A 13799-nucleotide genomic window follows, 5' to 3' on the forward strand; every position below is an offset into this window, starting at 1 on the left:
GCTTTAAATATTAACACAGCTTTTGCTGTAAAAAATAGACTAGGCGTAAACAGGAAAGCGTGCACACAACGCAACAACTTTCTCTTTCACCGCAGCTAAGCTCGCTTCATTGTTAATATCATCTAACACATCACAAATTAGGTTAGAAAGTTCTACCATTTCCGCTTCTTTCATGCCACGGCGAGTAACCGCAGGTGTGCCCAAGCGAAGACCTGATGTTACAAACGGAGAACGAGGATCATTTGGTACAGAGTTTTTGTTTACTGTAATAAACGCTTTACTTAATGCAGCGTCAGCTTCTTTACCAGTAATATCTTTATTGATTAAATCAACTAAAAACAAGTGGTTTTGAGTGCCACCTGAAACAATGTTGTAACCGCGCTCTTGCATTACTGAACACATTTTTTGTGCATTTAATAACACTTGAGCTTGGTATTCCTTAAATTCAGGTTGTAGTGCCTCTTTAAAGGCTACTGCTTTAGCCGCGATAACGTGACATAAAGGTCCACCTTGTCCACCTGGGAAAACCGCACTATTTAATTTTTTATACAGATCTTCATCGTTCGCACCCGAGATGATTAAACCTCCACGCGGACCCGCTAAGGTCTTATGAGTAGTTGTAGAAACAACATGTGCATGAGGGACCGGATTTGGATAAACACCAGCAGCCACTAATCCAGCTACATGTGCCATATCGACAAATAAATAAGCACCTACTTTATCAGCAATCTCACGAAAACGTGCCCAATCTACGATGCCTGAGTATGCTGAAAATCCTGCGATTATCATTTTTGGCTGGTGTTCATCGGCAAGTTGCTCAACTTGTTTGTAATCTATTTCACCAGTTTCTTCATCAAGGCCGTATGGAATCGCGTTATACGTTTTACCAGAAAAGTTAACATGTGAACCGTGTGTTAAATGGCCACCATGCGCAAGACTCATACCTAAATAAGTATCGCCCGGATTTAATAAAGCTTGAAATACCGCCGAGTTTGCTTGAGAGCCTGAGTGCGGTTGAACATTTGCATATGTAGAACCAAAAAGCTCGTTAGCTCTGTCAATTGCTAGTTGTTCAGTTACATCTACATACTCACAACCGCCATAATAGCGCTTACCAGGGTAACCTTCGGCGTATTTGTTTGTTAATTGAGAGCCTTGAGCCTGCATAACGCGTGGACTTGTGTAGTTTTCTGAAGCAATCAACTCAATATGGTGTTCTTGACGTTGAGTTTCTTGTTGCATTGATTCCCATAGTTCTGGGTCGAAATCTGCGATGTTCATATCACGAGTTAACATTATTACACCTCGGTACTGGTTATATAACAAACAAATGAGGCGCTTATAATACGCACTTCTTTATCAAAAGCCCATATGTTAACAATGAGATTTTTTAACTTAAATCGATTACTTTTATGAACTCGTTATTTAAAATGCAAGACTATGCTAATTCAGTAGCGTTTTCATTTCGTTAACGAGCGTTTGCAGTCGGCCTTGGAGTGTCATCAAAACGTTATTATTTTCATCATGTGATAGTAATGTTTGCTCCATTAATTTTGTAAAATATTCTTCCTGTTCAATGGTCAAATCGAGCTTATGAAAACTCAAGCCTATCTGCATTATGATATCGTCCATTAATTGTTGCTTATCTTGCCTTACTTGTTCAACATCTGTGTTTATTTGACTTATTACTAACGATAATTCCTTGTTCAACGACTTTAGTTCCTGCTCTCTTAAAAAGCCGATAAACCTCGCTTCAACAGCCTCAATGACAACAGTAATGATATCAATAAAAATACCATATGCTTCTTCGTCAGGCTTAGGTGGATCTAAAACTAATATAGAGCAATGGGTATCTGAAACCATTAGGCGACTACCTAAGTTCTTAATTCGTTGTTTATTGTGAGTAAGCTCGAATACTTCTTTTACAATAGGCGAACACACCGTTGAGCTTTGATCAAAACAGCTCGTGTTTTTGTCATTTACTAAATAAATAGCGGCATGCAGACCTTGGGATGCTAGGAAACTAAATACCGTTTGTGCTATTTCACTCTCCGAGTTTGCATGATTAAGTTGTTTTACCATCTGTAACGACGAGCCATAACTAGAGGCTTGCGACATAGTCGTCGTAACTAAGCTGGTTAACTCCTGACTCTGAGACTGCAGACTTTCAATCATTACGTCATATTTTAGTAACGCCTCAACTTTCGTTAACACCTGCAATGGCGAGAAAGGTTTAGCAATAAAGTCATCTGCGCCATTTTCAAAACAACTGATAATATTTTCTTGATCTTGATCGCCTGATATAAAAATGACTAGTGGCGGTTTCTCAGCTCCATTATTTTTTAATGTCTTACAAACTTCTTTACCGTTGATGTCGCCGAGGTTGACATCTAACAGCACTAAATCAAACTTGTGAATTGCACACTCAGACAAGGCGCCAGCACCTGAAAATGCCGAATGAACTTCAAACTTCTGAGCAAGTGAGTTAACCAATAACAGATTAATTCCTTGATCATCATCCGCAACCAATATCTTTTTCTTGTCTGTCATTTTTAAAGGAGCCCCATCAAGTTAGACCAGATATAAAAAGCCTAATTCATAAACTCAGATTGCGCAAAAAATCGCCTTAAATTTATCTGGTTAGCATGAAAATAGGTACATTTTGTTCGCCGTCGTTAATGTCACTTCCGTTAACCCCAAAAGTAATTTGCTATAACCGTTAGCTATGTCCTAAAATATCTCACCAATTAGTTCAAAAAAGAAAGAAATCAAATGGCTTTACCTGATAAATTCATTTTCTCAATGAACCGCGTAAGTAAAGTGGTTCCACCAAAAAGAACAATATTAAAAGACATCTCATTAAGCTTTTTTCCAGGCGCTAAAATTGGCGTTCTAGGTTTAAATGGTGCAGGTAAGTCCACCCTGCTAAGAATAATGGCAGGACTCGATACTGAAATTGAAGGTGAAGCTAGACCTATGCCTGGCATCAATATCGGTTACCTTCCTCAAGAGCCGGTTTTAGACGAATCTAAAACAGTACGAGAAATAGTTGAAGAAGCTGTAGCTGACGTAAAGCACGCGCTAGCGCGTCTTGATGAAGTATATGCGGAATACGCCCAAGAAGATGCAGACTTTGACGCATTAGCAAAAGAACAAGGTGAATTAGAAGCCGTTATTCAAGCTAAAGACGGTCATAACTTAGAGCACCAACTTGAAGTCGCAGCTGACGCTCTTAGATTACCGCCTTGGGACGCTACAATTGAACACCTTTCAGGCGGTGAACGTCGCCGAGTTGCAATCTGTAGACTCCTGCTAGATAAGCCTGACATGTTACTTTTAGATGAGCCAACTAACCACTTAGATGCTGAGTCGGTTGCGTGGTTAGAGCGCTTTTTACATGAATATGAAGGGACCGTTGTTGCTATTACTCACGATAGGTATTTCCTTGATAACGTAGCTGGCTGGATATTAGAACTAGACCGTGGTGAAGGTATTCCTTGGGAAGGTAATTATTCAAGCTGGCTTGAGCAAAAGGATCAGCGTTTAGCGCAAGAACAACGCACTGAAAAGTCACGTCAAAAGTCGATACAGCAAGAGTTGGAATGGGTTCGCTCTAATCCTAAAGCCCGCCAATCGAAATCAAAAGCTCGTTTAGCTCGTTTTGAGGAGATGCAACAAAACGATTATCAAAAACGAAATGAAACTAATGAGCTATTTATCCCGCCAGGTCCAAGATTAGGCGACAAAGTTATTGAAGTTGAGCACCTTCGTAAGAGCTTTTCAGATCGTGTACTCATTGATGATTTAAGTTTCACAATTCCAAAAGGTGGTATTGTTGGCATTATCGGTCCAAACGGCGCAGGTAAATCAACATTATTTAAGCTACTAAGTGGTGCTGAGCAAGCTGATTCGGGTAATGTTGTAGTTGGTGACACAGTTAAACTATCGTCTGTTGACCAGTTCCGTGACAGTATGGATGATTCTAAGACTGTTTATGAAGAGATATCCGAAGGGAGCGATATTATTCAGGTTGGCAACTTCGAAGTGCCTTCACGAGCTTACGTTAGTCGTTTCAACTTTAAAGGTTCTGATCAACAAAAACGTATTGGCGATTTATCTGGTGGTGAGCGAAACAGAGTTCACTTAGCCAAACTTGTTAAAGCGGGTGGTAATGTTTTACTTCTCGATGAGCCAACCAATGACCTTGATGTCGAAACGTTACGAGCACTAGAAAACGCAATATTGGAGTTTCCGGGCAGCGCAATGGTTATTTCCCATGACCGTTGGTTCCTAGACCGCATCGCTACGCATATTCTGGATTACCGCGATGAAGGCCATATTGAGTTTTTTGAAGGTAACTACACTGAGTATGAGGAATGGTTGAAAAAAACCTATGGTGCAGCAGCCGCTGAACCGCATCGTATTAAATACAAAAGATTAAAGTAACTATCTAATATCTATGAAAAACGTCATCTTAGTGTGGCGTTTTTTTTGTATTTTTTTTACCCTCGTTACTTTTTAATCATCCACTTACATGCTATTACTATTACAATAGATATACGTAAGGATGGTCAATGGAAAACAAACGTCATTATACTCGTGTCCTCTTCTCGACACCTGCAGTACTTAAGGTTGATCACAAAGTATTTGATACCAGTATTATCGACCTGTCTTTAAAAGGAGCGTTAATATCGACTCCTGATTCTTTAGGGGATAACCGCGGCAAAGAGGCAACCTTGTCGTTTTTGCTCGAAGGGTCTGAAATACATATTGATATGGAAGGTTTTATTGCTCATTGCGAACCACAAAGCGTTGGCTTGTCTTGGACAAAAATTGATATAGAAAGTATGACTCACCTACGCAGGTTACTAGAGTTAAATGTAGGTGACTCAGACTTGTTAGAGCGTCAATTAGAGCACCTCACCGACGCTGACTAATGACACTCAGTAGGTTATTACAGATGCTCGAGCGCCTCGCTTAAACGAGTGATCCCAATGACCTTCATACCTTCAATTGGCTCTTTTGGCATATTGGCCTTAGGGACGATTGCCTTTTTAAAGCCATGCTTCGCAGCTTCTTTTAACCTTTCTTGGCCGCTTGGCACAGGACGTATCTCTCCCGCTAAACCAACTTCACCAAATACCACTAAATCTCTTTCTAATGGTTGGTCTCGGAAACTTGATACCATCGCCAGAAGTAAGGCTAAATCTGCTCCGGTCTCTGTGACTTTTACGCCGCCAACCACATTCACAAAAACGTCCTGATCTCCCAGCATTAAGCCACCATGACGGTGCAACACTGCTAGCAACATGGCAAGACGGTTCTGCTCTAGACCAACGGCAATTCTTCGTGGGTTACCTAGTTGAGAACTATCAACTAAAGCCTGGATCTCCACCAATAATGGTCTAGTACCTTCCCAAAGAACCATAACCGAACTACCCGAGGAGTCACCATCCGCTCTATTGAGAAAAATCGCAGATGGGTTACTCACTTCTTTAAGACCTTTATCTGTCATGGCAAAAACACCGAGCTCATTAACCGCCCCAAAACGGTTTTTATGGCCTCGCATCGTTCGATACCGACCATCAGCATCACCGTCGACCATAACGCTTGCATCAATACAATGCTCTAATACTTTAGGCCCGGCCAAAGTGCCATCTTTTGTAACATGTCCAACCATAAAAACAGCAATGTTATTTTGTTTGGCAAACCGAGTTAAAAACGCTGCCCCTTCTCTTACTTGAGACACGCTTCCAGGCGCTGAGCTGATATCTTGAACATGCATAACTTGAATGGAGTCGACAACGATAATTTGTGGTTTAAGATTTTCTGCATGAGTACAAATAGACTCAACACTCGTTTCTGCCAGCACATTTAATTTGTCGGTCGGTAAACCTAAACGATGAGCTCGCATTGCGACCTGTTGTAAACTTTCTTCACCAGTAACATAAAGCGCAGACATTTGCTCAGACAAATGACACATAGTTTGCAATAACAAGGTACTTTTACCAGCTCCTGGGCTACCACCGATTAAGATTGCAGAGCCTGGCACTACACCGCCACCAAGCACACGATCAAACTCTTTGTAACCAGTACTGAACCGAGGCAATTCTTGAAGGTTAATCTTATCTAATGTCTGTACTTTTGTTTCGACTTTTCCTGCGTAACCCTCATATCTTGAAGCACTTTTTGTCGACTTAGGGGCCAACTTTATTTCAGATATGGTATTCCATTCGCGGCATTCGCCACATTGCCCTTGCCAACGAGCAAACTCGGCACCACAATCGCTACAAACATATGCTGTTTTACTTTTCGCCATGTCACCTTCCTACTATAATTGCGTGGCACGTAAGTTGCTTATTACTGTTAAAAATGACAAATTATAGTCTAGCTGTCTAGTGCTGATAAGTACTAATTCAATAAAAAGGAATAATGCCCGTCAATGACCACTGAACTTCAAGAATTCAATGACTTAATTGAAGATCTAAAATCAGTTATCAACCAACCCAACTTTGACAAAGAGTTTAAGTCAAAGACTATTGACGTTCCTAAAGCAAAACAATTTCTTATTAAAATGGAATTAAAGCGCTTAGCTCAACCGACAAGTCGACTAATTGATTTACGTGGCCATGTAGTTGGTGAACCAAGCAAGTTTGAATATCAAGATAAGACTCATTATCTTGATGAGGTCGCGAAGCAAATTTTTGAGCAACAGGTTGAAAAGTTCGGTCAATACACCGTAGGCTGTTATGAAGCCGTTATGAATGCGGAAAATAACCACAGGGTACTTCATAAAAAAGAACAAGCAGAACGTATAGAGCAAGTTAATGACAGCGCTAAATCAGGCTCTTCATCTGCTAAAATCACCAAATCGCCTAAGTCACCTGTCGAGTACATTGGTAAAACACTAGAGTTTACAAACTATGGGATTCGTAGTGAAGAACGCATGAACTTTAGTATTTCAGTGGAGCTTCAATTTGGGCTTGGTGACACTCTAAAGGCACAAAGTAGCGACTTATCAGTTGGTGGTATAAAAATAAAAATTCCAAAAATAAAGGACACTTCTGTTGGGCAGAAAATTGCCATTTATTTGACGGGTTTAGAAGAAGAGTTTGAGTTAGGTTTAAAAGATGGCATTCAATACGAAATTGTTGGTATCGACGCAATCAATGAGACTTACAAATATATTCGTTTAAAACGAACTTTCACTGAAGATATTGATGCCTTTGATGAGTTCTTAGGTAACTTCATTAACGGTAACAAACGCAGATATAAAGTTAATTTTGATAACACCCTTGAAGCTGCAACGACAAAAGGCTTTGAGCAATATTATTTGCCTCGTGTGACATCACTGCCTCTGTACCTTAGGCATGTTCAAGAGCGATACATCCCGACATTGGCGCTTGCGACAGAAAATAATAAACATGTGCTAGGTTATTTTAGCGACGAGAATAAAAACTTGGTATTCCAACAGATTCTTTCTCAAAAACGCATTATGCGCTTGATTACTCAAGACGTTGATATAAAACAAACTGTTTTATTTTGCTTCACACATGCTAAAGCTGGTCGACTTTATTTTTATTCTGCAACTCTTGAAGAATTAAATGCTGATGAAACGTTAAAGCAGCAGTTTATTGGTTTTGGTAGTCGCAAAGAAAGCTGGCAAGTATTTAAAGTTCAAATTACAAAAACAGACATAAACGATGCGCACCTGCCACTGTCTATTCCCGATACAGCAAGTAGTGAAATTAAAAAGTTAAATCGTCCACCGCCACCTCGAGTTCAAGGGCTATTAAAGGATGTGTCGTACATAACTACGCTAACGTCATTAACAAATAGTGACGATACCCAAAATTACCAAGACAGTTTTCAGTACGAACAGTCGAAATTACATCTGCTAAAAGCATTTAGTCATCCAAAATTGCAAAAGTACGTCAATGTAGAAGTTGATACTATTGATTATGTTAACTTGCGTTCAGAAGAAAGATACCTGTATAAAACGCAGGTTCAAATTGAGATTTCCGAACAAGATGAGCAATTTGCATCAGGCACTAGTCGCGACATATCGAGTTATGGTCTGCAAGTTGTTGTAGACGAACCGACTACCTTTAATAAGGGCGATATCTTGCTGTTGTCGTTACCGGACTTGCAGAGAGTTACAAGTAAATACAAGTTAACCAAGTTACCTTATGAAGTGATGGCAATTTCGCGAGACAAGCTTGTAATGAATTTGCGAATATACGATCCACGGGGCGGTCACCAAGGTCGACAGTTTTTTTATAAGCTTATTCGTCAAAATGTCAGCAAGTTAACTCCAGCGCAAATAGAGAGTAAGTATCCAGGCTTATCAAAAGCACTTCGAAATCTTTTTGCAAAAAACACGATGAATATGGCACTTTACTTTAGTAAAGAACAAAAAAAGTTAGCCATTGATATGGTCGGTAAAAGCCCTAACCAAAACTTACTTCATCACTTAATGAAGCAATTTCCCGTAAAAAAAGGTGCAATCAATTTATATCCGCTCGTCAAAGACAACACAGTACAGAATATATTTACTCCTATTCTTAACGCTTTAGAGCGCACAGATAAGCCAAAAACATTAGACTTCTATATTCGCTACCGCCCAAATCAAGCAACAGTAGAACGCAGTTTTGTTTGTTATTTTGGAGACCAATTTTTAGCCCAAGATATGTTAGAAAGTTTTGTTATGGCCGCCGTCAGAAAAGATGTTTTTTTAGCATTTCGAATATATGTATCTAAAACAGGTCGCCCTGACATGGATTATGTAGGTAATGAAATCAAATATATAAACCACTATGCGATGCACAAAGCGAAAGAAATTGAGGGCAAACTATGGAATGTAGTTGGGATAGCCGACGTAATTGATATTTCTGACGAAGTCATGATGAGAACCGGTATTGACTCCGACACCATAACTAAACAGCAGGCCATAAAAAATGACCTGCTAAATAACTGGTAAGTTTAATTTAACACTACAGCGAGAGTTGCACTCCAACATAAGCTTGTCGACCGGCGACGTTATAACCGACCGCAGTAGGTTGTGCTTTATCAAATACATCTTTTAGCGACATAGTTAGTTTAACCAACGAGTTTAATTGATAACCGATGTTAAAGTTTATAACCGTATGACTATCAAGTTTGGTTACACCACCATCCCACGCTAGTTGTTGTCGCTCACCAATATGCCTAAGCTCGATTGAGCCCGAAATATTATCAGAATCACCATACGTTGCTATGTAACCTGCTTTGCGTTTTGCTCGTAATGCCAATTGCTGATTATTAGATTCGTCTATAGCATCTGTCCAACTCGCAGAAAGGTTATGTTCCAATCCCCAAGCCGACATATTTAAGCCTAACTCAATACCAGTAATTGATGCATTAGCCACATTTTCAGGCTGATATACAAAATTACTATCCGGCATCCATTGAATTAAGTTACTAATATCGTTTACAAAATAACTAATATTAAGTTCTGCATTTTTGAAACTTTGGACATATCGGAGTTCAATATTGTCGGAACGTTCTGATACCAGATCCTCATTGCCTTTAGAATAAGCATCTGCTGGCCAATACAAATCATTAAATGTTGGTACTTTAAAACCCGTCCCATGTAATGCTGATAGTTTGATCGACGGTGTCAACTGATAACCAATCGCTACGTTATGAGTGGTTTCTGCGTCAACTTGTTCAATATAATCATAACGTGCTGATGTTTCTAAAAACCATTTATTTTCAGCATATAATAACTGTGCAAACAAGGCTGATAAGTCTCGCTCATCTATCAATAGTGATAAATCTCCGCCTATTGATTCGGTTTGCAAATCGGTACCTATAGTAAAAGAAGCTTGTTCTGATAACGAAGTCGTATTTGATGCGCTAAGTTGCCTTCTTTGGGAAATAACTCGCTCACCACTTCTTATGGCACTACCTTGAACAAATGTTCTGGAGTCATCTTTTTGGTCTGACACACTAAACTGACTAAAATTATCCTCCCATTTATACGTGCCACCTAATTGAATTAACTTATTTGAGTGTTCTGACGCGTTGGACCCACCAACCCATTGTGAGTCGTATTCATTATCACCTTCATCAATATTGACTAACCAATTGAATGTCAACTTTGGGTCAATATTTTGATAACCATTTAAAGCGAAAGAGCGATATGAATATCCGTCATTGTCAGGCTCAACATTCGTTAATACATCAAAGCCATCACTTTCTTGGTGATCGATTAAAAACGACGTCTGGCCATCACCATGCTTTATTGATGCTTCAAATGCTAAAGACTTAAATTTGTCTGTTCCAAAGGTAAGTGAAAGCTTTGGTGTTGATGTTTGCTTGGTAAAAATTTGAATGACTCCGCCAATAGCTTCCGAACCCCAAAGCGATGCACGTGCCCCTTTGACAATTTCTATCCGTTGAATATTACTTACTGATAACTTTTGAATATCTGTTAACCCTAATGTCGCCGAACTTACTCGCACACCATCAATTAATACTAGTGTGTGACCGGCATTACCTCCCCTTAAGAAAAGTGATGCATTTTGACCTCTTCCTCCAGTTGCGGAGACATCGATTGCTGCATAACTGAGAAGCAAATCTGAAATTGAGATTGGATTGAGTTGTTCAATATCGTCTTGCGTTATTACAATTTGTGATGACAACGATGTTTTTAATGGAACTGTCGTTCTATTCGCTGTTGTTGTAATGACTTCTATATCGTTATTGGCAAGTGTATAAGATGAGCAGATGGTGGCCGCTAACACGACCGAAATAGTTGTTTTTTTCATTAACCTCTTCCTTAGGCGCCCTCCGCACCTAGTTTTGATCATAAGATCACAAATAAAGAGTTTGTATTAGTTCCGGACTGGCGATTTACGCATACCGTTGCGGGGGCAGTGTTGGCTTTCCAACTTCCTAATTGCAAACTCAAGTTTCAGGTTGGCTTATACAGTAAATATAACTGGTTTAACAGTAATAAGGTAATAACTAGGGATTTTGCGTCAGACGTATTTCATCAATATCTTGGCAAAGTTCTGCTAAAGCTCCAACCCATCTGGGCGTCCACCTCAATAAAACATCACTATCTGGGGATATGATTGAATTAAACTTTACCGCGTTTAGGTGTTTAAACGAGCGCCAGTCTTTTATCGCAGCTGGCTGAGTTTTTGAAACAGGTTGAACAATGATATCAACAGGTTTAGTAATCACCATTTCCAAGGAAACTTGCGGATAGGTATTACTGTTGGCATGCCTAGAGTTAAAAATATTATTTACTCCGCAAAGCTGAATAGCCTGATCAACTATAGTCCCATTAGTTGCTGTCGTTAGCGGTTCTGGCCAAACTTCTATAAAACCATTAAGTTGACGTTTGGATGAATAATTCTGTTCTACCTCTTTATATTTGACCATTAGCTCGCTTGTCATTGCCAATGCTTGTTGCATTCTACCGAGTCTGGCTGCCAGTCTAGTGATTTCAGAAATCATAGTCTTAAAGTCTGTGGCGTTAAAAGTCAGTACTTCAAAACCTAACGCCTGTAACTTTTCTATCCCTTTGGCCGGCGTTCCTCCTTGCCATACAATTATTAAATCCGGATTCAATTTAACTATTGCTTCGGCATTCACCGTCAAATAATTTGAAACTCTCGGTATTGCTTTCGCTGCTTCAGGAAAGTCTGAATGCTCACTAACACCAACTAATTGGTCGCCGGCTCCCAACGCAAAAACAATTTCAACTAGATTAGGAGCTAGTGCAATAAGTTTATGTGTTGTTGTATCGACCTTTTCTGACTTTTGACTAGCTAATGCACTGATAGTGAAAAATACGAGAACTAATGAAATAAATATTTTTTTTGTATTTTTTTGCATCTTGCCTACTCAAACTCTAGTTTTTTTCTTCAATATTAATAGGAAAAACAAACTACCACATGCTGAAGTTATAACGCCCAGCGGGATCTCTTGATTTTCAATACTCGTTCGAGCAATGACATCAACCCACAACAACAATAATCCACCAGCTATTAGTACAGCTGGAATAAGGGTGCTCATCCTTGTGAATCCAAACCACCTTACTATGTGCGGTATCATTAATCCTACAAATCCAATACCGCCACAAAAAGCGACTATAACGGCTGTAATCGCGGCAGAAAAAAGTAATAAAATAATGCGAATCGCGTCTACATTTACACCAATGCTTTTTGCCTGTTCATCACCTAGTAATAAAGCGTCGATACTACCTCTCATTAACCATAAGATAACGCTCGATAATGTGACGACAGTAGCAACTAAATAAACTGAATTAAAACTAGCAAAAGACACACTACCCATTAACCAAAATATAATTCGATTTGCTGCGAGTGGCTCTGATACATAGAGTAAAAACTGTGAAAGCGCGGCCATCATGAATGAAACCGCAACGCCCGTTAAAACAATTATCTCCGGTCTCTTAAAGGCTTTATTAATAACAACCGACATTACCAATAAAACAGAAATAAGTGCTCCTGCAAAAGCAAAAAACGTCATTCCAACTGAGCCAAGTTCTATTCCTAGCAGGTTATATACAATAGCGCCTAAACCGGCACCAGAAACAATACCAAATAAATAAGGATCGGCGAGCGCATTGTTTGTGGCATTTTGTAACATGGCACCAGATAACGCGAGTCCCGCTCCTGCAAATAAAGCGAGTAGCACCCTTGGTAACCGTAGCTCTTGCACAATCATGGTATTAATTGACGAGTCACAGTCTTGAAACAAACACGAGACTACTTGATCTACAGGCACCTCTACGGCACCAAAACTTAATGCAAACATTACGCTAAACAATAAAATGGTGATGGCAACAAAAACCTTGAAAAAAGTACTCGTCGAGTATTTTTTGGATACCAGTAGAATGCCGTTTTTTTTACTATTCATGACGACCCTTTTCATCGACTGCTTGTACTGCCTTTAACTTTTCGACATTGCTACCATGATTGGCTAAGCAAAAATACAAATGCGGAGCGCCTGAATCACTGGAACGCACTTCTGTTTCAACTTGATATGTTTTTGATATTAATGCTTTTGTTAAAACTTCTTTTGGCGTACCGAACTTGACTACTTCGCCTTTGTCTAGCAACACCAGATAATCACAGTAATAACTCGCCATATTTAAGTCATGGATAGTAAGTACCACAGAACCATCAAACTCTTGTAACTTTTGCATTAGCTCCAGCTGATACCTAATATCCAAATGATTTGTCGGCTCATCTAACAACAATGTTGTCGCCTCTTGCACTATTGCCCGTGCTAAATAAGCACGCTGTTGTTCGCCCCCCGATAATGTATTGAAGGCCTGTTTAGCTTTGCCTTGCAAATTCATTTTTTTTAAAGCATCAAAAACTAAGGTGTGCTCTCGCTTATTCGAAAAAGAAAATAAATTTTGGTAAGGCAAGCGGCCTGCTAAAACAACATCAAATAAACTGATATCAAAGGCGAAGTCCGGATGTTGGGCGGTATAGGCAATATGTTTAGCGCGTTCTTTTAAGCTAAAAGATTGAATGAGTGAGTTGTTAAAACGCACAGACCCGCTACTTGTATCGATTTGGCCATGCATGGCTTTTAACAAGCTGGTTTTACCGGCTCCATTTGGCCCTATGATGCCAATAATCTTATTACGAGGAATGGTTAACGTAACCTTGTCGAGAATTGTTTTTGTGGATATGTTCCAACAGAGGTTCGTAATTTGAAATAAGGGAGTCGTAGGCACAGTCTCTATCTAACATAAACAGTTTATCATTAGA

Annotated in this window: 10 protein-coding genes and 1 riboswitch; of the genes, 3 read left to right on the forward strand and 7 right to left on the reverse strand. The window is 39.6% G+C overall.

The genetic code is table 11. The features are described 5' to 3' along the window. Positions 1 to 39: 39 nt before the first annotated feature. On the reverse strand, positions 40 to 1296 hold the full coding sequence (gene glyA, locus ACZ1GV_RS08455; protein WP_472673781.1) for a serine hydroxymethyltransferase: 1257 nt from the start codon (positions 1294 to 1296) through the stop codon (positions 40 to 42). A 147-nt stretch (positions 1297 to 1443) separates the two neighbouring features. Further along, positions 1444 to 2550: a response regulator transcription factor gene (locus ACZ1GV_RS08460; protein WP_472673782.1), complete on the reverse strand. Its 1107-nt coding sequence runs from the start codon at positions 2548 to 2550 to the stop codon at positions 1444 to 1446. Positions 2551 to 2772: 222 nt separating this feature from the next. On the opposite strand from ACZ1GV_RS08460, the gene ettA reads away from it, so the two are divergent. Both ettA and ACZ1GV_RS08470 read left to right on the forward strand, forming a co-directional pair. Further along, the gene (gene ettA, locus ACZ1GV_RS08465; protein ID WP_472673783.1) at positions 2773 to 4446 is read left to right on the forward strand and encodes an energy-dependent translational throttle protein EttA; all 1674 of its coding nucleotides are present in this window, start codon (positions 2773 to 2775) and stop codon (positions 4444 to 4446) included. A gap of 128 nt (positions 4447 to 4574) precedes the next feature. After that, entirely contained in the window at positions 4575 to 4937 is a 363-nt protein-coding gene (locus tag ACZ1GV_RS08470; protein WP_210562171.1) for a PilZ domain-containing protein, read from the forward strand. 17 nt (positions 4938 to 4954) lie between these two features. On the opposite strand, the gene radA is transcribed toward ACZ1GV_RS08470, so the two are convergent. Then, positions 4955 to 6319 (reverse strand): DNA repair protein RadA, encoded by a 1365-nt coding sequence (radA, locus tag ACZ1GV_RS08475; RefSeq protein WP_472673784.1) that lies wholly within the window; start codon positions 6317 to 6319, stop codon positions 4955 to 4957. Positions 6320 to 6442: 123 nt separating this feature from the next. On the opposite strand from radA, the gene ACZ1GV_RS08480 reads away from it, so the two are divergent. Further along, positions 6443 to 8980 (forward strand): PilZ domain-containing protein, encoded by a 2538-nt coding sequence (locus ACZ1GV_RS08480; protein WP_472673785.1) that lies wholly within the window; start codon positions 6443 to 6445, stop codon positions 8978 to 8980. A gap of 13 nt (positions 8981 to 8993) precedes the next feature. Here the strand turns inward: ACZ1GV_RS08480 and ACZ1GV_RS08485 are convergent, their stop codons facing one another. From ACZ1GV_RS08485 to ACZ1GV_RS08500, 4 genes are all read right to left on the reverse strand, one after another. Further along, entirely contained in the window at positions 8994 to 10811 is a 1818-nt protein-coding gene (locus tag ACZ1GV_RS08485) for a TonB-dependent receptor plug domain-containing protein (protein ID WP_472673786.1), read from the reverse strand. A gap of 50 nt (positions 10812 to 10861) precedes the next feature. Further along, a riboswitch (cobalamin riboswitch) is annotated at positions 10862 to 10985 on the reverse strand. A gap of 25 nt (positions 10986 to 11010) precedes the next feature. Continuing rightward, a complete protein-coding gene (locus ACZ1GV_RS08490; RefSeq protein ID WP_472673787.1) occupies positions 11011 to 11889 on the reverse strand; it encodes a helical backbone metal receptor in 879 nt (292 codons plus the stop codon). 9 nt (positions 11890 to 11898) lie between these two features. Further along, positions 11899 to 12933, reverse strand: a complete 1035-nt coding sequence (locus ACZ1GV_RS08495) for a FecCD family ABC transporter permease (protein WP_472673788.1) — start codon at positions 12931 to 12933, stop codon at positions 11899 to 11901. Continuing rightward, the gene (locus ACZ1GV_RS08500; protein WP_472673789.1) at positions 12926 to 13765 is read right to left on the reverse strand and encodes an ABC transporter ATP-binding protein; all 840 of its coding nucleotides are present in this window, start codon (positions 13763 to 13765) and stop codon (positions 12926 to 12928) included. Before ACZ1GV_RS08500 ends, ACZ1GV_RS08495 begins: the two co-directional genes overlap by 8 nt. Positions 13766 to 13799: the final 34 nt, after the last annotated feature.

The sequence above is a fragment of the Psychrosphaera sp. HA2-10 genome (genome assembly GCF_055693745.1).